Origin of the sequence: Pseudonocardia sp. CA-142604 (genome assembly GCF_050948475.1) — a bacterium.
GTDB lineage: Bacteria > Actinomycetota > Actinomycetes > Mycobacteriales > Pseudonocardiaceae > Pseudonocardia > Pseudonocardia alaniniphila.
Window position 1 is genome coordinate 2452296 of sequence record NZ_CP192045.1, and the last position, 23359, is coordinate 2475654.

24 protein-coding genes are annotated in these 23359 nt (G+C 71.9%); 15 read left to right on the top strand and 9 right to left on the bottom strand.

The window, feature by feature from the left end; all coding sequences use genetic code 11:
- Nucleotides 1-16: 16 nt before the first annotated feature.
- The 11 genes from fdxA to ACQPZQ_RS11255 all read left to right on the top strand — a co-directional run bounded on the left by fdxA (nt 17) and on the right by ACQPZQ_RS11255 (nt 11942).
- On the top strand, nt 17-361 hold the full coding sequence (fdxA, locus tag ACQPZQ_RS11205; protein ID WP_433294766.1) for a ferredoxin: 345 nt from the start codon (nt 17-19) through the stop codon (nt 359-361).
- A 17-nt stretch (nt 362-378) separates the two neighbouring features.
- Nucleotides 379-1422, top strand: coding sequence for an ABC transporter permease (locus tag ACQPZQ_RS11210; RefSeq protein WP_433294768.1), 1044 nt, complete (start codon nt 379-381; stop codon nt 1420-1422).
- A complete protein-coding gene (locus ACQPZQ_RS11215) occupies nt 1415-2347 on the top strand; it encodes an ABC transporter permease (protein ID WP_433294770.1) in 933 nt (310 codons plus the stop codon). Before ACQPZQ_RS11210 ends, ACQPZQ_RS11215 begins: the two co-directional genes overlap by 8 nt.
- Entirely contained in the window at nt 2344-3483 is a 1140-nt protein-coding gene (locus ACQPZQ_RS11220) for an ABC transporter ATP-binding protein (protein ID WP_241039543.1), read from the top strand. The genes ACQPZQ_RS11215 and ACQPZQ_RS11220 overlap by 4 nt, the downstream gene beginning before the upstream one ends.
- A 74-nt stretch (nt 3484-3557) precedes the next feature.
- Complete coding sequence (locus tag ACQPZQ_RS11225; protein WP_433294772.1) at nt 3558-5162, top strand: ABC transporter substrate-binding protein; 1605 nt, start codon at nt 3558-3560, stop codon at nt 5160-5162.
- Nucleotides 5159-6196 carry an ABC transporter ATP-binding protein gene (locus tag ACQPZQ_RS11230; protein WP_433294774.1) on the top strand — a complete coding sequence of 346 codons (1038 nt, stop codon included), beginning with the start codon at nt 5159-5161 and terminating at the stop codon, nt 6194-6196. The genes ACQPZQ_RS11225 and ACQPZQ_RS11230 overlap by 4 nt, the downstream gene beginning before the upstream one ends.
- On the top strand, nt 6196-7044 hold the full coding sequence (locus ACQPZQ_RS11235; RefSeq protein ID WP_433294776.1) for a MaoC/PaaZ C-terminal domain-containing protein: 849 nt from the start codon (nt 6196-6198) through the stop codon (nt 7042-7044). Before ACQPZQ_RS11230 ends, ACQPZQ_RS11235 begins: the two co-directional genes overlap by 1 nt.
- Nucleotides 7045-7145: 101 nt before the next feature.
- Nucleotides 7146-8048, top strand: coding sequence for an SDR family oxidoreductase (locus tag ACQPZQ_RS11240; RefSeq protein WP_433299124.1), 903 nt, complete (start codon nt 7146-7148; stop codon nt 8046-8048).
- The gene (locus ACQPZQ_RS11245) at nt 8045-8968 is read left to right on the top strand and encodes an amidohydrolase family protein (protein ID WP_433294778.1); all 924 of its coding nucleotides are present in this window, start codon (nt 8045-8047) and stop codon (nt 8966-8968) included. The genes ACQPZQ_RS11240 and ACQPZQ_RS11245 overlap by 4 nt, the downstream gene beginning before the upstream one ends.
- Entirely contained in the window at nt 8965-10635 is a 1671-nt protein-coding gene (locus tag ACQPZQ_RS11250; protein WP_433294780.1) for an AMP-binding protein, read from the top strand. Before ACQPZQ_RS11245 ends, ACQPZQ_RS11250 begins: the two co-directional genes overlap by 4 nt.
- Entirely contained in the window at nt 10632-11942 is a 1311-nt protein-coding gene (locus ACQPZQ_RS11255; RefSeq protein ID WP_433294782.1) for an MFS transporter, read from the top strand. The genes ACQPZQ_RS11250 and ACQPZQ_RS11255 overlap by 4 nt, the downstream gene beginning before the upstream one ends.
- Before the next feature lie 64 nt (nt 11943-12006).
- Here the strand turns inward: ACQPZQ_RS11255 and ACQPZQ_RS11260 are convergent, their stop codons facing one another.
- Complete coding sequence (locus tag ACQPZQ_RS11260; protein WP_433294784.1) at nt 12007-12285, bottom strand: DUF6158 family protein; 279 nt, start codon at nt 12283-12285, stop codon at nt 12007-12009.
- 137 nt (nt 12286-12422) lie between these two features.
- On the opposite strand from ACQPZQ_RS11260, the gene ACQPZQ_RS11265 reads away from it, so the two are divergent.
- Nucleotides 12423-14273, top strand: a complete 1851-nt coding sequence (locus ACQPZQ_RS11265; RefSeq protein ID WP_433294786.1) for a DUF6461 domain-containing protein — start codon at nt 12423-12425, stop codon at nt 14271-14273.
- A 73-nt stretch (nt 14274-14346) separates the two neighbouring features.
- Complete coding sequence (locus ACQPZQ_RS11270) at nt 14347-14649, top strand: hypothetical protein (protein ID WP_433294788.1); 303 nt, start codon at nt 14347-14349, stop codon at nt 14647-14649.
- Nucleotides 14650-14661: 12 nt separating this feature from the next.
- Here the strand turns inward: ACQPZQ_RS11270 and ACQPZQ_RS11275 are convergent, their stop codons facing one another.
- The 3 genes from ACQPZQ_RS11275 to ACQPZQ_RS11285 are packed head-to-tail and all read right to left on the bottom strand — an operon-like array spanning nt 14662 to nt 16524.
- Nucleotides 14662-15582: a Rieske 2Fe-2S domain-containing protein gene (locus ACQPZQ_RS11275; protein WP_433294790.1), complete on the bottom strand. Its 921-nt coding sequence runs from the start codon at nt 15580-15582 to the stop codon at nt 14662-14664.
- Nucleotides 15583-15598: 16 nt separating this feature from the next.
- The gene (locus ACQPZQ_RS11280) at nt 15599-16303 is read right to left on the bottom strand and encodes a DUF1990 family protein (RefSeq protein ID WP_433294792.1); all 705 of its coding nucleotides are present in this window, start codon (nt 16301-16303) and stop codon (nt 15599-15601) included.
- A gap of 5 nt (nt 16304-16308) precedes the next feature.
- Nucleotides 16309-16524, bottom strand: coding sequence for a hypothetical protein (locus tag ACQPZQ_RS11285; RefSeq protein WP_433299126.1), 216 nt, complete (start codon nt 16522-16524; stop codon nt 16309-16311).
- 26 nt (nt 16525-16550) lie between these two features.
- Between ACQPZQ_RS11285 and ACQPZQ_RS11290 the strand changes: the two genes are divergently transcribed.
- Nucleotides 16551-17282 (top strand): DUF1990 family protein, encoded by a 732-nt coding sequence (locus ACQPZQ_RS11290; protein WP_433294794.1) that lies wholly within the window; start codon nt 16551-16553, stop codon nt 17280-17282.
- Between the two features lie 9 nt (nt 17283-17291).
- Here ACQPZQ_RS11290 and ACQPZQ_RS11295 read toward each other — a convergent pair whose 3' ends face one another.
- From ACQPZQ_RS11295 to ACQPZQ_RS11305, 3 genes are read right to left on the bottom strand one after another with little or no spacing between them, the layout of a single operon-like run.
- Nucleotides 17292-18230, bottom strand: coding sequence for an alpha/beta fold hydrolase (locus tag ACQPZQ_RS11295; RefSeq protein ID WP_433294796.1), 939 nt, complete (start codon nt 18228-18230; stop codon nt 17292-17294).
- 46 nt (nt 18231-18276) lie between these two features.
- Entirely contained in the window at nt 18277-19476 is a 1200-nt protein-coding gene (locus tag ACQPZQ_RS11300) for a cytochrome P450 (RefSeq protein ID WP_433294798.1), read from the bottom strand.
- Nucleotides 19477-19530: 54 nt separating this feature from the next.
- Nucleotides 19531-20154 carry a TetR/AcrR family transcriptional regulator gene (locus ACQPZQ_RS11305; protein WP_433294800.1) on the bottom strand — a complete coding sequence of 208 codons (624 nt, stop codon included), beginning with the start codon at nt 20152-20154 and terminating at the stop codon, nt 19531-19533.
- A gap of 97 nt (nt 20155-20251) precedes the next feature.
- Between ACQPZQ_RS11305 and ACQPZQ_RS11310 the strand changes: the two genes are divergently transcribed.
- A complete protein-coding gene (locus ACQPZQ_RS11310; RefSeq protein ID WP_433294802.1) occupies nt 20252-20965 on the top strand; it encodes a DUF5709 domain-containing protein in 714 nt (237 codons plus the stop codon).
- A 229-nt stretch (nt 20966-21194) separates the two neighbouring features.
- Here ACQPZQ_RS11310 and ACQPZQ_RS11315 read toward each other — a convergent pair whose 3' ends face one another.
- Together ACQPZQ_RS11315 and ACQPZQ_RS11320 are read right to left on the bottom strand one after the other, a co-directional pair.
- The gene (locus ACQPZQ_RS11315; protein WP_433294804.1) at nt 21195-21608 is read right to left on the bottom strand and encodes an SsgA family sporulation/cell division regulator; all 414 of its coding nucleotides are present in this window, start codon (nt 21606-21608) and stop codon (nt 21195-21197) included.
- 225 nt (nt 21609-21833) lie between these two features.
- Nucleotides 21834-22307, bottom strand: coding sequence for a hypothetical protein (locus ACQPZQ_RS11320; protein WP_241039525.1), 474 nt, complete (start codon nt 22305-22307; stop codon nt 21834-21836).
- Nucleotides 22308-23359: the final 1052 nt, after the last annotated feature.

A 23359-nucleotide genomic window follows, 5' to 3' on the forward strand; every position in this document is an offset into this window, starting at 1 on the left:
GAAGGGGACCAACGAGATGACCTACGTCATCGGAGAAGCCTGCGTCGACGTCATGGACCGCAGCTGCATCGACGTCTGCCCGGTCGACTGCATCTACACGGGTGAGCGCAAGCTCTACATCAACCCGGCGGAGTGCATCGAGTGCGGTGCCTGCGAACCGGAGTGCCCGGTGGACTCGATCGTGCTGGAGCAGCAGGCGTCCGACGCCGAAGCCGGCCACATCGCCGACAACGCCGCGTTCTTCTACGACACGCTCCCCGGCCGTGACGCCCCGCTCGGTGACCCGGGCGGGGCGTCAGCGGTGGGACCGATCGGCGCGGACACCCCGCTGGTGGCCGCGCTTCCCCTGCGGACGAACTGAGGCGCGCCGTGGCCGACATGACACTGACGTCACAGGCTGGCCCGACCACGCCCGCCGGCGGCCCGACTCCGCCGGGGACCCCGGCCAAGCCGGCCGGTAGCCGCCGCCCCGCCCTGCGGCGCATCCGCAAGCGGATCGTGCACCTGCTGATCGTGCTGCTCGCCGTGACCTTCCTGTCGTTCGTGGTGGTCGACCTGCTCCCCGGCGACGCCGCGGTCGTCGTGGCGGGCGACAACGCGACGCCCGAGCAGGTGCAGCAGGTGCGAGAGGACCTGCAGCTGGACCGGCCGCTGCTGGTGCGCTACGTCGACTGGCTCGGTGGCGTCGTCACCGGAGACCTCGGACGCTCCTTCCGCACCGGGCAGCCGGTGGTGGAGGCGCTGGCCCAGCGGATACCGGTGACGTTCGAGATCACGATCGTCGCGCAGATCCTGGCGTTGCTGATCGCGATCCCGCTGGCGGTCTACTCCGCCTACCGGCCCGGCCGGCTGGTGGACAGGGCGTCGATGACGGTCGGGTTCGGCGCCGCCGCGATGCCGACCTTCGTGTTCGGCATGGTGCTGATCGTGCTGTTCGCGGGTGGTGTCTCGAGCATCCTGCCGGCCACCGGCTACGTCGGGTTCTTCGAGGATCCGCTCGGCAACCTGAGATCGATCATCCTGCCGTGCCTGACGTTGATGATCGCCGAGGCGGCGGTCTACCGACAACTGCTGCGCTCCGACATGATCTCGACGCTGCAGGAGGACTTCATCCTCATGGCCCGGTCCAAGGGACTGGGACCACGCACGATCCTGATGCGCCACGCGCTGCGGCCCTCGTCGTTCTCGCTGATCACGCTGTCCGGCGTGAACATCGGCCGGCTTCTGGGCGGCACCGTGATCGTCGAGACGCTGTTCGCGATCCCCGGCCTCGGCCAGCTGATCGTGCAGGCCGTGTTCAACCGCGACTACATGATCCTGCAGGGTGCCCTGCTGTTCGTCGCGGTCGCGTACGTCGTGATCAACATGCTCATCGACCTCCTGTACCTGGCCCTCGACCCGCGGGTGCGTAGAGATGCCTGAGACGACGACTCCGGGAATGACCCCGGACACGACCCCCGGCGACGCTGTCGCCACGCAGGTGCCGATCGCGACGATGGCAGCGAAGGGGAAGGCCAAGCGGATCCAGCGGGCCAATCGCGCGCCGGTCGGCTGGTACATCGCATGGGCGTGGCTGGGCGCGGTGGTGCTCTCCGCCGTGTTCGCCCCGCTGCTGCCACTGTGGGACCCGGCGGTGCCCGACTACAACAACGTGTTCGGCGGGATCACGCCGCAGCACTGGCTGGGCGGCGACACGCTGGGTCGCGACAACCTGTCCCGGATCATCTACGGGGCACGGGCGTCGCTGCTCGTCGGCATCTGTGCCGTCCTGCTCGGTGCGCTGGTGGGCGGCATCCTCGGCATGATGGCCGGTTACTTCGGCGGCCGCACCGAGCGGGTGCTGGCGCTGGTCACCGACGTGGTGCTCGCCTTCCCCGGCCTGGTGTTCATCATCGCCCTGGTCGCGATCCTGGGCTCCAGCCTCACCAACCTGATCATCGGCCTCGCGATCCTGTCGGTGCCCACGTTCATCCGGCTCAGCAGGGCCGCGACCCTGACGGTGGCACAACGGGAGTTCGTGCAGGCCGCGCGGGCGTACGGGTCCAAGCCATTCCGGATCATCGCCCGGGAGATCGCACCCAACGTCGTGCTCCCGGTGGCTGCCTACGGCTTCATCATGATCGGCGTCTTCATCGTGGTGGAGGGCTCCTTGAGCTTCCTCGGCCTCGGCATCCCGCCGCCCACGCCGAGCTGGGGCGGGATGATCGCCGGTGGCCGCACCGAGCTGCTCAATTTCCCGCACATCTCGCTGTTCCCCGCCGCGGTCATGTTCCTGACGGTGCTCTCGATCAACTACATCGGTGAGCGCACCCGCAAGCAGTTCGAGGTCAAGGAGAGCAACCTGTGACCGGCACGCGGAGCGAGAACGGCCAGGCCGAGGACGTCCTGGATGCCGGCACGCTGGGCGATGTCCCGGACGGGGGCGATCTGCTCACGGCCGAGGACGTCGTGGTGCGCTTCCACACCAAGAAGGGTGTGGTGCACGCCGTCGAGGGCGTGTCGCTGCGCCTGAAGGCGGGCGAGGTGCTCGCGGTGGTGGGGGAGAGCGGCTCGGGCAAGACCGTGTTCACCCGCCGCGCGATGGGCCTCATCGGCGGCGGCCGCGGCACCGAGGTGTCGGGCACCGTCACGTACGACGGCACCAAGATCAGCGAGCTGTCGGGCAAGGAGCTCTCGGCCTTCTGGGGCTCGGAGATCGCGCTGATCCTGCAGGACCCGATGACCTCGCTGAACCCCGTGAAGCGGATCGGCGCGCAGCTCACCGAGACGATCCTGCTGCACGAGCGCGTCACGAAGAAGGAAGCGCTGGACCGGGCCGTCGAGCTGCTGCGCTCGGTGGGTCTCTCCGAACCGGAGCGGCGGGTGCGCCAGTACCCGCACGAGCTCTCCGGCGGGATGCGCCAGCGCGTGACGATCGCGATCGCGCTGTCCTGCAACCCGCGGCTCCTGCTCGCCGACGAGCCCACCACCGCGCTCGACGTCACCGTGCAGGCCCAGATCCTGGACCTGCTCGCCGACCTGCAGGCACGGCGGCGGATGGCGATGCTGCTGGTCACGCACGACCTGCGGGTGGTGCGTAGCCGGTCGGACCGCATCGCGGTGATGTACGCGGGCCGGATCGTCGAGACGGCGCCCACGCCGGAGCTCTTCGCCGAGCCGAAGATGCCCTACACCGAGGCGCTCATGAACGCCGTGCCGCCGATCGCCGGGCCGAACCACGTCCGGCTCCAGGTGATCCCCGGCCGGCCGCCGGACCTCATCAACCCGCCCGCGGGCTGCAAGTTCAGCCCGCGCTGCCCCTACGCGCAGGACAAGTGCCTCACCGAGGAACCGCCCCTGCGCGACGCCGGCTCGCCCGACCACCAGTACCGCTGCTGGTTCCCGGTGGGCAGCCCGGCCTGGGCCGAGGCCAAGGCCCGGAACATCGAACGTGGGACGAGTGCCGCCGGCACGTCCGTGACCGAGGAGATGGTGCTGACATGAGCAAGCAACGGAGCTGCTCACACGGCCCGCCGAGAGCGACGGGACGGGGGGTCCGCCGAAGAGGGTCGCGCGCCGTGGGCGCGCTCGCCCTGTTGCTGGGCGTGGTGCTGCTCGCCGCATGCGGGAGCAACGTCGCGCCTGCCGCGGCGCCGGGAGCCGGCGACGGGATCACGGCCACCAACCCCTTCGGAGGCGACCTCGCATCGGAGGGCCAGCCCAAGCGCGGCGGCGTCCTGGTGCTGGGCACCGACCGCGAGGCCGTCGGGTTCGACCCGACCGTGCAGAACACCAACCAGGCGGCCATCGCCGTCTACGACTCGCTGATGAAGCTCGGCACCGACGGCACCGTCGAGCCCTACATGGCGGAGTCGATGGAGAGCCCGGACCAGGGCCGCACCTGGCGGCTCGTCCTGCGCGACGGCGTCCGGTTCAGCGACGGCACGCCGCTCGACGCCAACGCCGTGATCACCAACGTGCAGCGGCACATCGACAAGGCGTCCTCGCCCGGACACAAGTTCACCGAGCCGATCCAGTCGATGCGGGCAGTGGACGCGAACACCGTCGAGTTCTCGCTGAACGGGCCGTTCGGGCAGTTCCCGGTGACCTTCGCCGGCAGCTTCACCGGCGGCAGCCTCGGCACGATCGTCTCGCCGGCCGCGCTCACCCAGTACGGCGACCAGATCGCGGCCAACCCGGTGGGTGCGGGCCCGTTCAAGATGGTGAGCTGGACGCGCGACTCGCGGATGGTGCTGGAGCGCAACCCGGACTACTGGCAGAAGGACAAGGGCCTGCCCTATCTCGACGGGCTGGAGTTCCGTCCACTGCCCGACACCGAGTCGCGCTACGCGTCGATCGAGAACGGCGATGTCGACGAGATCTTCGGCGGTTACCACACCGAGCTGATCCGCGCGCTCGACAACCCGAACCTGCGCGTCTACTACGGGCCGGGCAACGGGGCCGAGTACATCTACTTCAACGTCGAGAAGGCCCCGTTCGACGACCTCAAGATGCGCGAGGCCCTGATCCGCGGCATCGACCTCAACGCCCTCGCCGCCACGCAGTTCCGGTCCCGGATGACCAGGGCGGACGGGTACTTCGGCTCGGACAGCGCGTACCAGACGCCGGAGGCCGCGGCGGCGTGGCCGACCTACGACCCGGAGAAGGCCAAGCAGCTCGTCCAGGAGTACGTGGCGGGCGGCGGTAGCGCCACCGTCCAGTACAAGACGACGAACGCACCGAACCGGGTGGCGTTCGCGGAGTTCCTGCAGGCCCAGATGGCGGCGATCGGCATCACGCTGCAGCCGCAGTTCTTCGACCTCGCGCAGTACTCCTCGAGCGTCGTGCAGAGCCAGGACTTCCAGATCGCCGGCTGGGTGGGTGGCCCGGTCGACGCGGCCTACCCGGCCGCGACGAACCTCTTCCACACCGGCGGCAACGCCAACTACGGCGGCTATTCCAACCCGCAGATGGACACGCTGCTCGACCAGGCCACCGCCTCGTCGGACGCGGCCGAGCGCACGCGCCTGTACCAGCAGGTCCAGCTGCTCGCCAACCAGGACCTGCCCGTGGCCTTCTACAGCCGCGGCTACCTGTCCACGATCACGAAGCCGGAGGTCAAGGGCGTGGTGCGCTACCTGACTCGGGACCAGTTCTTCGCGACCACCTGGCTCGACCGGTGACCGCGCCGCAGGTGGAGGCGACCGCTCCGGCGGCGCACGAGGCGGACGAGGCCGACGTCGTGCTCCGGCTCGACGACCTCGTCGTGGAGTTCCCCGCAGGCGGCGGCCGCACGGTGCACGCGGTCTCCGGGATCAGCCTCGACGTCCACCGGGGCGAGACCCTCGGCCTGGTGGGGGAGTCGGGCTGCGGCAAGTCGACCACCGGCCGGGCGATCATGCAGTTGCCGCGCCCCACCAGGGGGTCGGTGCTGTTCGAGGGCCGCGACCTCGCCACGCTGTCGGCGGAGGAGCTGCGCCAGCTGCGTCCCAAGCTGCAGATGATCTTCCAGGACCCCATCTCGTCGCTGAACCCGCGCCGGCGCATCCCCGACATCGTCGGCGATCCGCTGGTGGTGTGGGGCCGCGGCAGCGAGCGGGCCAAGGTCGTGCCCGAGGTGCTGGAGGCCGTGGGGCTCGACCCGGCGCAGGTGGCCGACCGCAGGCCGCACCAGTTCTCAGGCGGGCAGTGCCAGCGCGTCTCGATCGCGCGGGCGCTCGTGCTGGAGCCCGAGGTGCTCATCTGCGACGAGCCCGTGTCGGCGCTCGACGTGTCCGTGCAGGCGCAGATCCTCAACCTGCTCGAGGACATGAAGCGCCGCTACGGGCTGACGCTGGTGTTCATCGCCCACGACCTGGGCGTGGTGCGCAACATCAGTGACCGGGTCGCGGTGATGTACCTCGGCAAGATCTGCGAGGTGGGCGAGACCGAGGCCCTCTTCGACAACCCGGTCCACCCGTACACGCGGCTGCTGGTCTCCTCGATCCCGTCGATGGAGACCGCCGGCGCGCCCGCCGAGGTGGGCACCGGCGAGATGCCCTCGCCGGTCAACCCGCCGAGCGGCTGCCGGTTCCGCACGCGGTGCCCGCTCGCCACGGAGCGGTGCGCGGCCGAGGAGCCGGAGATGCGGGAGGTGGCACCGCGGCGCTTCACCGCGTGCCACTACCCGATCCTCGACGGGCTGGAGGCGGACGCCGCGGTCCCGGAGGCCGGCTGATGGCGATCGATCCGACGGCCGTCGGGCGCACGGGGGAGCCGCGCACCCGGTCGTGGACCTCGACCGACGCCCTGCTCTACGCCGTGGGCGTCGGGGCAGGGCTCGGGGAGCCGACGAGCGAGCTCGCGTTCACCACGGAGAACTCCGACGGGGTGGCGCAGCAGGTACTACCGACGTTCGCCGTGCTCCTGTCGCAGGCCCCGCCACCGTCGTTCGGCACGTTCGACCCGGCCCTGCTGGTGCACGCCGAGCAGGCCGTCACCCTCCACCGGCCGGTGCCGGTGGAGGGCACCGTCACGGCCACGGCGCGGGTGGCAGGCGTGTACGACAAGGGCTCGGGCGCGCTCGTCGTCACCGAGTCCGAGGCTGTGCTCGCCGACGGGTCGCTGCTCGCCACCAACCGCAGCGCGGTGTTCATCCGCGGTGCGGGCGGCTTCGGCGGCGACCGCGGGCCGCGCGACGACTGGGCGGCGCCCGACCGTGCCCCGGACCGCAGCGTGCGGTACGAGACGCGGCCGGAGCAGGCGCTGCTCTACCGGCTCTCGGGAGACCGCAACCCGCTGCACTCCGACCCGTCGTTCGCGGCGAGGGCGGGCTTCGGGAAGCCGATCCTGCACGGGCTGTGCACCTACGGCGTCACCGGCCGTGCGCTGCTGCAGGAGGTCGCGGGCGGCGACCCGGCGCGGCTCACCGGGATGTACGGCCGGTTCAGCGCCACGGTCGTGCCCGGTCAGGCGCTCACCGTCGAGATCTGGCACGGCACGGGAGACGAGGCTCTCTACCGCACCCGTACCGACGACGGCACTGTGGTGATCGACCGCGGGAGGGCCACCATCGGCTCCGCGTGACCGGGGCGCATCCCACCCCCGGTCACGCGGTACGCACGTCTCGTGCGTGATCGGCGACTGAAGGAGGAAGGTTCGTGACGGGAGATCCGGCAGGAGATCCGGTGCTGGCCGGACGGGTCGTGGTGGTGACCGGCTCCGGCCGGGGTCTCGGCCGGGCCTACGCACGGGCGGTCGCGGCGGCTGGCGCCGCGGTGGTCGTGAACGACGTGGACGCCGACGCCGCCGCCGTCGTGGTCGCGGAGATCGCCGCGGCGGGCGGCCGGGCCGTCCCGGTCGTCGCGCCGGTGGGGCCGACGGCCACGGCCGATGCGCTCGTCGCCGCCGCCGTGGAGCACTTCGGACGGCTGGACGCGATGGCCACCAACGCCGGCCTGCTGCGCGACCGGACGATCGGCAAGATGTCCGATGAGGACTTCGACCTCGTGCTCGAGACCCACCTGCGCGGCACCTTCACCTGCGCGCGGGCGGCGCTGGCCCGGTTCCGCGAGCAGGGCGGGGGCGGCAGGCTGGTCCTCATCGGCTCACCCGCCGGCCAGCGGGCGAGCTTCGGGCAGACCAACTACTCGGCCGCCAAGGCCGGCATCGTCGGGATGACCAGGACGCTCGCCGCCGAGGCCGCCCGCCACGGCGTCACCGTGAACGCGCTGGTCCCGGTGGCGCTCACGCGGATGGTCGCCACCATCCCCGCGTTCGCCGAGGCCGTGGCGGCAGTGGAGGCGGGCGAACCCGTGCCGTCCCGGCTCCGCGAGGCCGGCGTGGGCACGGCGGAGGACGTGGCCCCGCTGCTGGTCTATCTGCTGTCGGACGCCGCAGCGGGCGTCACCGGACAGGCGCTGGGTATCGGCGGCGACCGGATCACCGTCTGGACGCACCCCACCGTCGCGGCCGAGGTCTCGCGCGAGGGCGGATGGACGGCCGAGTCGATCGCCGAGGTCTTCCCGGAGCAGCTTGCGCCCCACCTGCAGCCCTACACCCCCGACGTGCCAGCGGAGGCCACCCGATGAACGAGCAGCAGCGGCTCGCGCCGACCGACCTCGTCGCCATCGACATGCACACCCACGTGCACTTCTCCACCCGCGCCGCGCAGTCGGAGGAGGGCAGCGCGCGCATGGCGGAGATGAAGAACCACTTCAAGTCCGACGTGCTCGGCATGGACCTGCACGGGCTCGCGGCGTTCTACCGCGAGCGCCGGATGGCCGCGGTGACGTTCACGATCGACTCGCTCGGCGATGTCGCCGAGCACGCCCCGACCAACGAGGAGATCGGCGAGATCGCGGCCGAGCACTCCGACGTGATCATCCCGTTCGCGAGCGTGCACCCGCTGCGCGGCAAGGCTGGGGCCAAGATCGCCCGGCGGCTGATCGAGCAGTACGGGTTCCGGGGCTTCAAGTTCCACCCGAGCGTCCAGGAGTTCTACCCGAACGACCCGGTTGCCTTCCCGATCTACGAGGTGCTGGCCGAGCACGGGTTGCCGGCGCTGTTCCACACCGGGCAGAACGGCGTGGGGTCGGGCACCCGCGGCGGTGGCGGCGTCCGGCTGAAGTACTCGAACCCGATGTTCCTCGACGACGTGGCCGTCGACTTCCCGGACATGCCGATCGTGATGGCCCACCCGTCGTTCCCGTGGCAGGACGAGGCGCTGGCCATCGCCGTGCACAAGGCGCAGGTGTACATCGACCTCTCCGGGTGGTCGCCGAAGTACTTCCCGCCTCAGCTCGTGCAGTACGCCAACACCCTGCTGCGCAAGAAGGTGCTCTTCGGCACCGACTTCCCGCTCTTCACTCCGGAGCGGTGGATCGCCGACCTCGAGAAGACCGAGATCCGCGACACCGTGAAACCGGGCATCATGCTGCACAACGCGGCCCGGCTGTTCGGGCTGGAGGTCGCAGCCGAGCCGCAGGTACCGGCCACGGAATCGCGATGACCGCGGCCGGCCGTTCCGTGAGCTCGACAGCACTCGCCGACAACATCGCCTCGCACTTCGAGCACATCGCCGACCTCGTGCCGGGGCGCGTGGCGGTGGCGGCAGGGGAGCGGGAGCTCACCTGGGCGCAGGTCGACGAGCTCGCCGACCGGCTGGCCGGATACCTGTATGCCCGGGGGATCCGGGCAGGCGACCGGTTCGGCATCAACGCCCGCAACTCGCCCGAGTACCTGGTGGCACTGCACGCGCTGCTGAAGCTGATGGCCGTGCCGATCAACATCAACTACCGCTACCGCGCCGAGGAGGTCCGCTACCTGCTGGAGAGCTCCGGGGCCCGTGGCGCGGTCGCCGACGCCGACCTGGCCGGAGTCCTCGCCGAGGCGGCGGAGCCGGTGGCGGGCTGCGACGTGCTCGTGGAGATCGCGGCGGACGGCATCGGATTCGGTGCCGACGTCGCCGCCGCCCAGCGGCACCCGCGGCGCCCGCGGGGCGACACCGAGTGGCTCCTGTTCACCGGGGGCACCACCGGCTACCCGAAGGCCGTGGTGGGCAGCCAGGCCGAGCGGCTGCGGTCTGTGCGCTCGGGAGGGTTCTCCGCACTCGGCCTCAACCCCGCCGACGGCGTCGAGGCGCTGCACCAGGCGCTCGACATCGACCCGTTCGGCGAGGGCGGCACGGTGGCGCTGATCGCCCCGCCGCTGATGCACGGCACCGGTCTGTACGGCGCGCTGGGTGCGCTGGCCGTCGGGGCGCCTGTCGTGTTGCTGCCCGGCCGCAGCGTCACCGGGGAGGCCATCGTGGCCGCGATCGCGCGGCACCGCGTCACCGAACTGCACATCGTCGGCGACGCGTTCGCGCTGCGGCTGCTCGACGCGCTCGACGCGGCGCGCGACGCCGGCCGTCCGGCCGACATCACCTCCCTCCGCAAGATGCGCAGTGTCGGGGCGGTGTGGAGCCCTGGGGTGAAGCGCAGGCTGCTCACCTACGCCGACCTGACCCTGCTCGACACGATCGCGGCGTCCGAGGGCGGGGTGTACGCGCACTCGTCGGTCACCCGCAAGAACGTCGACGAGCAGGACGCGAGTTTCGTGCTCGCCGCCGGCGCACGCCTGCTCGACGACGAGAACAACGATGTGCCGCCGGGCTCCGGCCAGGTCGGCATGCTCGCCGCCCCGGTCGTCCCCGAGGCGGGCTATGCCGGCGCACCGGAGCAGACCGCCGCCGCCTTCCGCGACCTCGACGGCGTCCGCTACTCGATCCCGGGGGACATGGCCGTGCTGGAGGCGGACGGGCGGCTGCGGCTGCTCGGGCGCGGCAGCTCCGTGATCAACACGGGCGGGGAGAAGGTGTACGCCGACGAGGTGGAGCTCGTGCTGCACGCCCACCCCGCCGTGCGCGACGTCGTGGTGCTCGGGGTTCCCGACCCGCGCTGGGGGAGCGCTGTGGCCGCGGTGGTCTCCCTGGAGCGCGGCACACACGCGGACGCCGACGAGCTCGCGGCGTTCGTCGCCGAGCGCCTGGCCTCCTACAAGAAGCCGCGCCAGGTCACCGTCGTGCCCGAGGTCCAGCGGCTCAACACGGGCAAGGCCGATCTGGGCTGGGCCCGTGCGCAGTTCGACCGGCAGCAGAGCGGGGAGCGGGACGCCACGGCGCCGACCACCCGATGACCCCGCAGTCGGCGCGGGTGCGGAGGAGGAACGGCTGGTGGGTGGTGGCGGGCGGCTCTGTGCTGCTCACGCTGCAGAACGGCCTGATCATGAGCGCGTTCGGCGCGTACCTCGTGGCGATCACGGCCGACACGGGCTGGTCGGCAGGTGTCATCGCGCTGGGCTACGCGATCGTCCAGCTGGGCAACGGGTTCATCTCGCCGATCACCGGCTGGTGCTGCGACCGGTTCGGCACACGGGCCGTGTCGAGGATCGGGACGATCACCACGGCGGTCGGGTTCGCGCTGGCCAGCGTCGTCGGTGAGGCCACCCATTTCGTCGGGGCGGTCGTCGTGATCGCGCTCGGCTGCTCAGCCGCCGGGATGATGCCGCTGACCGTCGCGGTGGTGCAGTCGGTGACCGAGCGGCGCACTCTCGCGCTGGGCTTGCTGCCGACCGGGGTGGCGCTCGGCGGTCTGGCCGTCCCGCTCGTGACCTGGGCGCTCGACAGCTTCGGCTGGCGCGCCACGTTCATGGGCGTGGCCGTGGTGATCTTCGTGGTCGGCCTCGCCGCCGGTGTCGTCCTGCCCACCGACAGGGCTCCGAGACCGGTCGTGGGTGCCGCGACGGCCTCCGAACCGGCGGTGGTCGACGGGGCGTCGGCCGTGGCCGCGTCCGAGGACCGGGCCACGAGCGGCGACCACGACCTGCGCAGCGCGCTGCACACCGGTGCGTTCTGGCTGCTCATCCTGGGGCACGGATCCGCACTCGTGGCGGTCAGCGCGGTGAACCTGCACCTTGTCCCGCTGATGACCCATCACCACGGGATATCGCTCGCGATCGCGGGCCTCACCGTCGCGGTGATGTCGGTCGCGCAACTGCTCGGCCAGATCGTCACGGGGTTCATCGGAGACCGGGTCGACAAACGCTGGTACGCGGCGATCTGCATGATGGTGCAGACCGGGGTGCTGATCGCGCTCGCCATGGTGTCCGGCATCGGGCTCGTCGTGGCCGCGGCGATCGTCCACGGGATCGCGTGGGGATTGCGCGGGCCGACGATGACGGCCCTTCGCACCGACTACTTCGGGATCGGCTCGTTCGGCACGATCATGGGCTGGTCGATGGGCTTCGTCTCGCTCGGGCTGGTGGTGGGACCGCTGCTCGTCACCGCGCTCGCCGACGGGCCGGCCGGCTACCCGGGGGCGTTCGTCGCGCTCGCGGTGGTGACGGGTCTCGGGTCGATCGCGTTCCTCGTGCTGCGCAAGCCCCGCCCGCCCGTCCGTGTGGTGCAGCAGGCGATCGGGTGCGGGCGACCCGAGGCGGCCTGAGCGGACCCCGGCCGCGCTCGGGGATGCGTCGGCCGGGACCACCGGATGTGTTCCCGAGGGCCGCTCAGCCCGGCGATCCGGTGATGTCGCGCCCGGGCACCGGCTGCCCGGCGTGCTCGCGGCTGCCGGCCCGGGTGCGCTGCGGGTCGGGCGCGCTCTCCTCGGGGAAGCGGTGCAGAAACTCCCGCTCGAGGGCGAACATCCGCTGCGTGTGGGCCTCGAGTGCCGACTCGCTGCCGCGGAGCAGCGTGTCGTGCCGGGTCTCGTGTATGTGGGCCAGCTCGCGGCGGAGGTCGTCGTCGGCGAGCTCCTGGGGATCGATTCCGTGCGGACGGTCCGTCATGCCGCAGGGGTGCCCGCCGAGCGGGCCGACCATTCACCGGACCGGGTGATCGGCCGTACGCATGATCGTTGAGAATGGCGGCTCCACGACCAAGGGGCGGGTCTGCTGTGGATCGACCGGAACCATCACGACTACCGGTGGCTCGGGCCGCCGAGCCGATGCGCGCGCCGGTGGCGGCCGCGTGGCCCGTCGGTGCGCCGGGTGCGGAGACCACCGTGCCCGAGCCACCCGACGGCGTCGCCGACGCGCTGGTGGAGATCGTGCTCAGCGCGTTGCCCATGGTGGCGGGCCGCATCCCCGCCACGCCCGTGGCGCTTCTCGGGAGGCTGGCGGCGCCCGCCGCCCCGGCCGACGCGCTCCGCCCTGCTCATGGACGCCGGTCCGGGGTGGACCATCTCCTCGCGGAGCGGCTCCTCGGGGCGCTGGAGCTCACCGTCCCCGATGTCGCGCTCGACATCCCCGAGACTCTGCGCGGCCCCGCGCGGGCCAGGGTGTCGCAGGGCAGGGGTGGGGTCGCCAGTATGTCGGCGAGTGGTGACAGCGAGGCCTACTCGGCCGTCACCCTGCTCGACCAGATCGCACCCGGACTGCGCGAGCTCGTCGCCGGTCTCGTGGGCGCCCTCGCGGAGCACGAGCGCATCGCCCCGCTGCTGGAGATCCCTCCGGGCGCCGAGCAGGACGTGGCCGCCGCCCACGGCGGGATTCATCTCGCGCTCGCCGTCGTCACGGCGCTGGCCGTGCTCCGGGCGGCCGCACCCCCGATCCTCGGGGCGGAGCCGCCCGTGGTGGTCGGGGTGGCACTCGACGCGGCGACGCGGGTGCTGCTGTCGCGCCCGATGCCGGTCGAGTACGCAGCGGCGCTGCGCGAGCGGCTGCGGGCCGAGTACGTCCTCCCGCGGTTCTCGGCGGGCGACGTTCCCGTGCTGGAGCACCGGTTCGCCATGGTCGAGGGCGCCTTTCCGGCCGTTGCCGGGGAGCCGGCGAACGGGCTGGTCCAAGCGGTGCCGGGCGGGATCGTTCTGCGTACGGGCGTGAGCAGCGCCGCGGTGCCGGTGTGGCTACGGGTGCTGGCCGAGGAACCCACCGTGGTGGACCTGGCCTCGTGGCAGGAGGTCGTCGACATCAGCTACACGGCGGAGGAGGGGGCCGCCTCGCTGCTGGGCCCGGCCGCGCCGGCACCGTCGCACCTGCTGGGTCAGACCCCGCCGTGGCCCGGACCCGTACGGGCCCGCATCTCGGCCCGTGGCCGCGACGAGCACGGCGACGGCGGCGAGCGCTACGAGATCGTCGTCTGGCCCGCGCCGCTCGCCGGGGAGGTGGTGCACAAGGCCACCGACCGGCTCGGCCACCGGCTGCGGGGCGAGCCGGAGCCGCCGGTCGTCGCCCGGCCCGAGGTCGCCTACCGCTGGGTGCGCGGCACCGGCCTCGGCCCGGCCGGCACGGTCATGGTCGTCACCGGAGCAGAACCGGAGCAGGTGCTGGCCGCGTTCGGCGCTGATCCGGCGCAGCCGGTGCCGCTGACCGAGCTGTTCGGGCAGATCGGCATCGACCCGTGGGTCGCCGTGCTCCCGATCGACGGCGCGGTTCTCGCACTGGAGTACAACGGCTGGCAGGGGGCGCAGGGGCCGGTGCTCCGGCGGGCCTCGGCGCACGGTTCCGCGGCGAGCATGTACTGGAACGTCAACGCGCTCACGAGCCTGTCCTTCGCCCGCGAGGGCGAGTTGCTGGCCTCGTTCGAACCGCCCCCGCCCGCACTCCCCGGCGACCCCGAGGTTCTCGCGGCGCTGGCCGGGCTCGAGCTCGAGGACTATCACGACCGGGTGGAGAAGGGTCTCGTCGCGGTCGAGCGGTTCACCGGTCGCGGGGTGCGTGCCGAGGACGTGGCGCTCGTCGAGGCGGCGGGAATCGCCTATCGCATCCACGGGGCGTCCGGTTCGGACTCGGCCGGCGTCCTCTTCCGGGCGCCGGACCGCTCCGCCGGGAGCTGACCGCCGGCGCTCCCGTGACCGGGGCGATCGGCCCGGGTTGGCCGTCGCCGCGCCCACCAGGCAGGATGGCGGCGTGATCGTCCGAGTGACGGCCGAAGGCGCCGTCGTGCAGGACGCCGACGACCTCGGCCGCCTGCACCTGCAGACCGACCTCGACGCCGACGGTCTCCGGGCCGCGCTGACGACCACCGGCGTCGGCGAGCCGATCGACGCCGACAACGCATGGCTGGATCTTGCTGTGCTGCGCTCCACGGCGCAGCTGGTCGCGACCGCTCCGGACTGGGCGGACCAGTGGGCGGGCATGACGGCCTACGCGGAGAAGAAGGGCTGGCTGTCGCCGGACGGCCGGTCGGTGCAGGTCCACATCGAGCGCTGACCCCGCGTCGGGTCAGCCTGGCGGGGTGATCCGGACCTCCAGCTTCCCGCTCACCACTCGCGTCTCGAACCGGGGCACGGGTGCAGTGGCCGGGCCGTGCACGACGTGGCCGTCGTCGAGCCGGAACTCGCTGCCGTGCCAGGGGCAGACCACCCGGGCGTTTCCGTCCGTGCCCACCACCTCGCCGCCCGAGAGCGGGCCCGCCAGGTGGGGGCAGCGATCGGCCAGCACATTCACCTTCTCACCGCGCCGCAGCACGACAACCGGCACCTCCCCCGCCGTCCGCCGCACCGGTGTGCCCTCGGGCACCTCGGAAAGTGCACCCAGCGGTTGCCAGCCCTGGGGTGCCAGGTCACTCACGCGGTCGGCGTGGTTGGCCCCGAGTGCGAGGTGGTAGGAGAGGTGGCCGCCGAGAGCTGCGCCCACACTGGCGACGGCGGCTCCGGCCAGCGACAGCAGCCGTCCTCCGCGGCGCCCCCGGGCCCGCTTCCACAGGGCCGCGGCGTAGCAGCTCACCGCCAGCGCGTTCGTCGAGGCGTGCACGAGCCCGACGCGCTGCTGGTCGGGGTGGGCCGCTGACCAGTCCGCCCATCCCGCGGCGGCGGTGGGCGGCGTCAGGAGCAGGCCGGTGGCGATGAGACCGGTGGAGTAGCGGCGCTTCCCGCCGACCAGGTCGATCAATGACGCCGACAACAACGACCCGAGCGTGAGATGCACCAGCGCTGGGTGCAGGGGGTGGCCCAGCCAGACGCCGTGCAGTGCGTCCTTCACCCGGCGGTCGCGCAGCAGCCGCTGCACCACAGGGCGGATCGCCGCTGCCGGCCGGTCCAGCGCCTCGGCGCGTTCGAGACGGTCGATCTGGTCGAAAGGCTGCACAACCGGCGGTTGCCCGCGTCGGCTCTCGGCAAACCCGCTGGTCAGGGGTTCGCCCATGTGGTTGACGGCCGGATCAGCGGCCCGGGTGCACGAACGGCAGCGTCCACTTCTCGCAGCGGCCCACTCCTACCCCGCTCGGTGCGCGGACGATCCCGTCCGGGCCGGGAGCGAGCGGGCAGGGTGGCGCCTGCATCAGCCGGTGCAGCCGGACCAGCGCATGCCGGTAGAAGCGCAGCTGCGTGCGCCGCCCGAAGAGCCGGAACCCCGTGCGGAGCACCGGGTTGGGGATGGGCGCGCGCCGGGAGTAGGCGATGATCCGGAACTCGACGGTGCCCGTGGCGAGGTTCTTCGCCACCTCGTAGGTCAGCCGGCCTTGTTCCAGATGGCCGCGCAGGGTCTGGTAGGACCAGCCGACCACCCGCTCGGGCCCGTCGGCACCCTCGCGCACCTCGTCGTGCGCCGCGGTGATGCGCACCCCGATCAGGAAGCGCAGCAGGAGGAACCGGCCTTCCAGCAGCATGTCGCGGCCGACGAGGTCGCCGGGCCAACGGAACGCCGCCCGCAGGATGGCGGGGTCGCTGAACTCGTAGCCGTCGACGAGGGCCCGGGCCTTCTCGACCAACCCGCCGGGTTCCGGCTCGCCGGGTGCCTCCCGGCCGAGCACCACGACGCGCCGGTCCTGGTGCCAGCCGTCGACGACGAACGGGGGAGCCTTCGTCTCGTCGTAGTTGACCGGACGCCCGCGTAGCTCGCCCACCGTGGCCGCGAGGTCCTGCACAGTGGTCAGCGCCGGTGGCCGGCGCGGTGCACGGCGTCGCCGATCAGCCAGAACATCGGGGGCCACAGCCCGACGAACAGCGCACGCCGTTCCGCGTTGCCCCGCTCGTCCTGGTCCACGGTCTTGGCGCGAAGCCACAGCACGATGCACAACCCGATCGAGCCGAACGACGCGCCGTACAGCGACACGGCGGCACGGCGGAGCGCAGGACCAGTGGGGATCACGGGAATCGGGTACCCGAGGTGTCGTGCTCCTACTCCGCCGCTCGCGCCCTGCCCCCGGCAGCCTCGCCCACCGGACCGCGATCGTGCTCCGCTGGCCGATCGGGCTGGCGTTGGTGACCTGGCAGTACATGTGGCGCACCACCCCGATCCACCGCTCCGAGAGCGCGGGCGACGACCACGACCGTCCCCCGCCGCTGCCGCCCGACGTCCTCGACGACGACCTGCAACCCGCCGAGCACGGCGTCGGCCCGATGTTCCACCGGCGCTACTCGGTCCGCGTCGAAGGGGCGCAGCAGCAGCCAGCGGAGGTGATCGCCGCGCTCGCGGGCGACCCGAACTGCGCCGCCCCCCGCGAGGTGGCGGTGTTCGAGAAGACGCGGGGAGAGCCGGGCGCCATGAGTGTCGGTGACGAGTTCCTGATCCGGATGCCGGGACCATGGGACGGGCCGGTGCGGGTGGTCGACCGGACGGACACGTCGTTCCGGCTGGCCACCCTGCGCGGGCACCTCGAGGCCGGTCAGATCGAGTTCCGGTGCCGACCGAAGAAGGACACGCTGGTCATCGCGATCGAGGCGTGGGCGCGGTCGGGCGACCGGCTCTCGCATCTGCTCTACAGCAGGCTGCGGCTGGCCAAGGAGATCCAGCTGAACCTGTGGGTCGAGACCTGCCTGCGCCTGGCGGCCGGCACCGGCGGCCGGGCCCGCGGGGGTGTGCAGGTGCGCACGCGACGGTTGCCCGCGCCCGCCGACGGGTGACAGGCGGCGTCAGCGCCGGCCGATCGGCACCGGGATCGCCGCCCTCTCCAGCCAATCGGCGATCGAGAGGGCGATCTCGCGGCTGTTGTCCTCGAGCATGAGCATGTGGCCGTTGCCGGTGATCCCGGCGTCGGCGAGGAAGCGGTACTCGACGTTCGCGCCCAGCCCGGCCAGCCACTCGGCTGTGGCGCCGTCCTCGTCCCGAGGGTGCTCCAGGTCGGCGCTCCCGGTGACGATCAGTATCGGCAGCCCCGCGAAGTTGTCCGCTCGCTCCACACGGAGCTGCCCGCCCCGGAGGTTCTGCCGTTGCAGCATGAGCGGGGCCGGAAGCGCGAGCAGCCCGGCCCGGAATTCGTCCACGGCGTGGCGGGGAAACCGCGTGGACTCCCGCCCGATCAGCTTCTCCTGGACGAACTCCTCGGTGGCGATGTAGCTGCCGGTCTTCGGGAACCGCCGGCGGGCGAACGGCCCGGCGAGCTCGATGTCCGAATCCGTCTCGGCCACCACGACGGGCTCCGGCTGGATGTTGCCCGGTGGCCCCGGCGCGACCGCCACCAGCGCCTCGATGAGGTTCCCGTGGGTCTCCACGAGCCGGTAGGCGAAAGGACCGGCCATCGAGTGGACGAGCAGGACGACCGGACGCCCCACCTGTTCCAGGAGAGCGCCCAGCGCCGCGCAGACCAGGTTGCCGGACAGCGCGTGCTCGCAGACGCTTCCGCTCCTGCCGATCCCGGGCCAGTCAGGGACCACGACGTCGTAGCCCTGGCCTGCGAAGTCGTGAGCCCAGCCCGGACGGCCGTCCGGCGTGCCCAGGTAGCACGCGCCGCTCAGGCAGCCGCCGTGGACCATGACCATGACGGGGCGGTCGCCGTCGGCGACCGGGGTGAACCGCTCGTAGTAGAGCGGAGCAGGTGAGGTCACGTACCCCGCGCGAAAGCGTACGGACACCCATCCATCGTGATGGCGTCCGCAAACCGGCGCATTGTGAGAGGTGCTACTCCGCGTCGCCCCAGGCCAGCGGCAGCGTGTGCGGACCGCGGACGAACGCGCCCTTGCGCCACTGCACGTCCTCCGGTGCCACGGCGAGGCGCAGGTCCGGGAACTCGCGCAGCAGGCTCCCGAGCGCCTCCTGCAGTTCCATCCGGGCCAGCTGCGCACCGAGACAGTGGTGGGCTCCGTAGCCGAAACCGATGTGGCGGTTCGGCGCCCGGCCCAGCACCAGCGCCTCGGCGTCGTCGAACATCTCGGGGTCGCGGTTGGCGGCGTGGATCGACACCACCACGGCCTCGCCCGCACGCACCGTCACACCCGACAGCTCGACGTCCTCCTTCGCGATCCGTGGGAACCCTGCCGACGCCCCGAGCGGTGTGTAGCGCAGCAGCTCCTCCACGGCCGTCACGATCGCGTCGTGGTCGCCCCGGAGCGCAGCGCCCCGGTCCGGGCGGGTGAGCAGCGTGTAGGTCATGTTGCCGATCTGGTTCATCGTGGTCTCGTGACCGGCGATGAGGATGCCGATGCCGAGGCCGATCAGTTCGCCCTCGTTCAGCCGGTCGCCCTCGTCCCGTGCGGTGACGAGGGCTCCGAGCAGGTCGTCGGTCGGGGTGGCGCGGCGCTGCGCCACCAGCCCCGCCATGTACGCGGCGAGCGTCTCGGTGGCCGCGACACGCTCCTGCGGCGTCATCCCGGACGTCGACAGGGCGGCGTCGGAGGCCGTACGGAAGATGGGCCGGTCCTCGACGGGCACGCCCAGCAGTTCGCAGATGATCGTGACCGGCAGCGGCACGGACACGTGCTCGACGAGGTCGGCTCCGGGGCCGGCAGCGCGCATTCCCGCGAGCAGCTCCGTGGTGAGCTCGGCCGCGCGGGGCCGCAGCGCTTCCACCCGCCGCGTGGTGAACGTCCTGGCCACGAGCTTGCGCAGGCGCGTGTGGTCGGGAGGGTCCATGTTGAGGATCGAGTTGACCTGGTGGTCGATCTCCGGCCGCACGCGCGGGACGTCCTGCCCGACGACGGCGGCGCGGCTGAAGCGAGGGTCGCCCAGCACCGTGCGGACGTCGGCGTGCCGGACGGCGAGCCAGGCCTCTCCGCCGTAGGGCAGCGCCACGCGGGAGACCGGCTCGTCGCGGAGCAGGTCCTGGTAGATGGGGTCGAGTTCGAGCCGGTCGGGCTCGCTGAAGGGATATGTCCGAACCATGGAATTCTCCGATGCAAGCGGCCGCTTACGCCGACGCTAGCAAGAAGTGCCGCTTCAGGGAGATCGGCGCGGACCGAGCAGGGTGGTGGCCGCCCGCATCACGTGATCCCTGACCACCCGCGGGTCGTGCAGCGGCCCCGCGTGCAGCACGGACCGGTTGAGGGCGATCCCGAGCAGCCACGCCAGCAGCAGGTCGGCACGCACCTCGGCGTCGGCCGGGTCGTCGGTGTCGACCAGCGACGCGAACGCCGTGGAGTAGGCCGCGCACAGCCGGACCCGGATGTCCTCGGCCACCCGGGAGCTCCCCGCGGCCCGCAGCACCGCCATCAGGGTCTCGGCATTGCGACCGCCATGCTCGTCGTCCAGGACCGCGGCCAGTGTGCGTTCCAGCAGGGCCTCACGCGGGACCTCGGCGAGCAGCTCCGTCGCCTTGTCCAGGACGGCCGCGGAGAACAGGCCCTCCTTGCTGCCGAAGTAACGGAACAGCAGCGACTGGTTCACCCCGGCACGGTCGGCGATCGCGCGGACCGTCGTGGCGTCATAGCCGACCGTGGCGAAGAGGGCGCGCCCCGCGTCGGCCAGGGCTTTCCGCGTGGCGGCCGAGTCGCGCGGGCGGCTCGCCGGCACAGGCGGGGCCGCGCTTCTCACTCCGGCGCCCCCAGCTGGATACGGCGTCATGTGTCCTCCTCCTGCACGTGCAGCTGATGAGAACACATCGGGCGCAGCGAGGGTGAGCCTCCGGTGTGGGGTTCGGGGGGCCGGGGTAACCGGGGCAATGGCTCAGCGAGACTACGAGGAGCAGCCCGAGGCGCCGGACCTAGGCGCATCCGTGCAGCTGGAGAACGACGAGTACCTCGGGGGACCACCCGGCGACCGCGACGCGCTCGACGCGGGCTACGTGCCGCCGGACCGGCCGTACGCGCTCGACGAGGACGGCGTGACCGCCCGCGAGATGCGGGAGGGCGAGACGCTCGACGAGCGGCTCCGCCGCGAGCAGGGCGACGAGAAGATCGATCCCGACCGTGCCGGCAGGCTGGTGATGGAAGGGGAGGGCGCCGCACTCGAGACGTCCGACGACCTGGACGCTGTGGACGTCGGGATCGACGGCGGCGCCGCTTCCGCTGAGGAGGCCGCGGTGCACGAGACCGACGACCCGGATGCTCCGCTCGACAACGAGCCATCGCTCGCGACGGCGGCGGCACTGGACGACCCGGAGCTCGACGCGGCTCTCGCCGACGACCCGCTCGCCGGGAAGGCACGGATGGAGGCCGCGCGGGACGTCAGCGCGGATGGCGAGATCTTCGACCCCGGCTCGATACCGGTGGCCGAAGGAGGGGATCTGTCCGGATGGGGAGCGGACCCCGTACCGCCTCGCGACACGGCCGACCGGGATCCGGCGGCAGGCCTCGACGCCAACCGGGAAACCGGCGGTGCGGCCGCGCCAGCCTCGGGGCGCGACGATGCCGGGCCGATCACGGGTCTGCCCTGAGTTCGAATGCGCGGACCGGCGTTCGTGATAGGGGAGCAGAACGACCTGGTCCTCTGCGCTGTCTGTGATGTGCGATGGGCGGCGCGCTGCCGCCGAGCACCGGGAGTGGCACCGTGGTGCCGCTCGCTCAGATCCTCCCGGTGGTGGTGCTCATCGTGCTGTTCCTGCCCGTGGGGCGACGGTCGGGCAGGTCCATGCGGCGGCGCCTCTTCCGCCGAGCGGTCGGCGCCTACTCAGCGCAGCTCTGCGTGATCTTCGCGATCTCGTCGTCGAGGTCCATTCGGTTGATTTCGTCACCAAGCGCCACGATGTCGATCGTCGACTCGATGAAGTGGCGAAGCAGGTCGCGGTCGACCTCCAGCACGGCCCGACCGTCGACGGAGCGGATCTCGATCTCCACGATGTCGTAGCCCTGCACCTCGTGCGGCGACATCCGGATGTCGCCCTCACCGACCGGACCGGTGATCGAGTCGATCACGAGATCGCGGGCCACCAACCACTCGATCCATCGATCGTTCCTGGTCGCGACGGCGAGAGAGATGGCGAACGGGTCGGACGCGGTGTAGGTCCATCGCGTCACGACCGGAGCTGGTTGGCCGTGCAGCACTGTGAACATGTCCTGCTGGACCGAGTCGGTGGTCATGCTGGTCGCCCCCTGGCGATCGGGGCCGTCGCTCATGCGGCGGCGTCTGTTGAGGAGATCGACGGTCAGGCCCGTAACGCTGCACGTGCGACAGGTCTTCACCCGAACAAGTGAGTCAAGGGCGTCCGGGTGTACGGGTTGTGACTGATAGTCACGACCGTTGTGGTGGTTATCCGGCGTGTTGTCTGCGCCGTTCGGCGCCCGCGTTCCCCGCGGGCCATGCGGTCACCTGTCGTGCTCTGTTGTGACCACCCAGATCCCGCTTTTGCCGGTTCGGCCGGGTTGCGCCACCGTGAGGGCGAGGCGCTGCCCGCCCGGTCTGCGCACTTCGACGATGCCGTCCGGACCAGGTTGAGCCTCGGCGTCGGTCCAGCCGTACGCCGCTGAGGCGTAGGACACCGCCACCTCCGCCGGATCGAGCAACCAGGGCTGGGAACCGTTGTCGACCGCCGCCTGGAGCGCGGCGGCCTCAGCGGCACCAGCCGCGGGCCAGGGGAGCTCTGCTGCTGATCCGGCCGGTGCCGGCGTGGTCGTCTCCTCCTGCGCCGTCTGCGGCGCCGACTGCGGGGCCGGCGGCTGCACGGGCGGTGCGGTGGGTCCCGCACCGGTCGGCAGACCACCGCCACCGCAGCCTGCGAGCAGCAGGGCGGCGAGAAAAGCGACCGCAGCTGCGCGGCCACTTCGCGGGAGATCGAACACGTCGTGAACGGTATTCGGTCCGACACGCTGTAAGGGCCCGATCAGATCGGCACGTACGGGGGATCGAACGATCTCACCTCACCGGGGTGCCGAAATGGATCTCCGCGGGGTCCGACGATCACCCGAACCGCCGGGCATGGAGGGGCGACTCGCGGGTCGAGTGGGCTGCCGGGTCGCGGTCGGCGGTTCGGGACGACCAGCCGTCACGTGGTCACCGCCGGCGGCTGGTCGGGCCGACTTCGGCTGTCGGGTTGTGCACACCACGGACGGCTAGCGGTGATCATGGCCGGCGGCTGGCCGCCGATCTTGGCTGTCGGGTTGTGATCGGCGGTTCGGGACGAATAACCGCACTACAGGCGGCTGTGCGGCCCGATCCGGTGATCATGGCGCCGGGGCTGGTCGAGGCGACCGTGGTTGCCGGGTGGTGATCGGCGGCTCGGGGGCCGGCAGCCGGGCCTGACGCGGCGGCGAGTCCTCGCTCGGTGATCATCAGCGCGACGTCAGGACGGCCATGGTGCCCTGGGCGGCGGGCCTCCGCCGCCGGCTCTTGATCACGTGGCCCGCGGCCGGTTCCACCCACGGCCGCGCCTTCCCGATTGGCGGCGCCAGCGGGTGGCCGGGCCGGCAAGTCGTGATCAGCAGTCGGGGCCAACGGCCGCGCGGCTCCGACCCCCTTTGATGATCGTCGCCGACCGCTGGCGGGGGTCGGCTGGCTGTCAGGTCTTGATCGGCATTTGGGGACCGGCAGCTGTGTAATACGCGCCTGCGTGTCCCCAAGCGGCGATCATGGGCGGGCCGGGTTGGTCGAGGCGGGTCTTGATCAGCAGTTGGGGCCCGGGAACCGTGTCATGGGCGGCTACGGGTCCCCATTTGGTGATCATGGCCACTGGGTTGGCGGGGTTGGCCGGGTTGGCCGGGTTGGCCGGGTTGGCCGGGTTGGCCGGGTTGGCCGGGTTGGCCGGGTTGGCCCGACTTCCGCGAGTTGATCAGCGTTTGGGGACCGGTGGCCGCGCTACACGCGGCCGCCCTTGCCCCTGCCGACCGCTGGCGTG

Coding starts and splice junctions, on each gene's coding strand:
- fdxA (WP_433294766.1), top strand. CDS start 17: ATGACCTACGTCATCGGAGAAGCCTGCGTCGACGTCATGGACCGCAGC.
- ACQPZQ_RS11210 (WP_433294768.1), top strand. CDS start 379: ATGACACTGACGTCACAGGCTGGCCCGACCACGCCCGCCGGCGGCCCG.
- ACQPZQ_RS11215 (WP_433294770.1), top strand. CDS start 1,415: ATGCCTGAGACGACGACTCCGGGAATGACCCCGGACACGACCCCCGGC.
- ACQPZQ_RS11235 (WP_433294776.1), top strand. CDS start 6,196: ATGGCGATCGATCCGACGGCCGTCGGGCGCACGGGGGAGCCGCGCACC.
- ACQPZQ_RS11245 (WP_433294778.1), top strand. CDS start 8,045: ATGAACGAGCAGCAGCGGCTCGCGCCGACCGACCTCGTCGCCATCGAC.
- ACQPZQ_RS11250 (WP_433294780.1), top strand. CDS start 8,965: ATGACCGCGGCCGGCCGTTCCGTGAGCTCGACAGCACTCGCCGACAAC.
- ACQPZQ_RS11255 (WP_433294782.1), top strand. CDS start 10,632: ATGACCCCGCAGTCGGCGCGGGTGCGGAGGAGGAACGGCTGGTGGGTG.
- ACQPZQ_RS11260 (WP_433294784.1), bottom strand. CDS start 12,285: ATGACGGACCGTCCGCACGGAATCGATCCCCAGGAGCTCGCCGACGAC.
- ACQPZQ_RS11275 (WP_433294790.1), bottom strand. CDS start 15,582: ATGGGCGAACCCCTGACCAGCGGGTTTGCCGAGAGCCGACGCGGGCAA.
- ACQPZQ_RS11300 (WP_433294798.1), bottom strand. CDS start 19,476: ATGGTTCGGACATATCCCTTCAGCGAGCCCGACCGGCTCGAACTCGAC.
- ACQPZQ_RS11305 (WP_433294800.1), bottom strand. CDS start 20,154: ATGACGCCGTATCCAGCTGGGGGCGCCGGAGTGAGAAGCGCGGCCCCG.
- ACQPZQ_RS11310 (WP_433294802.1), top strand. CDS start 20,252: ATGGCTCAGCGAGACTACGAGGAGCAGCCCGAGGCGCCGGACCTAGGC.
- ACQPZQ_RS11315 (WP_433294804.1), bottom strand. CDS start 21,608: ATGACCACCGACTCGGTCCAGCAGGACATGTTCACAGTGCTGCACGGC.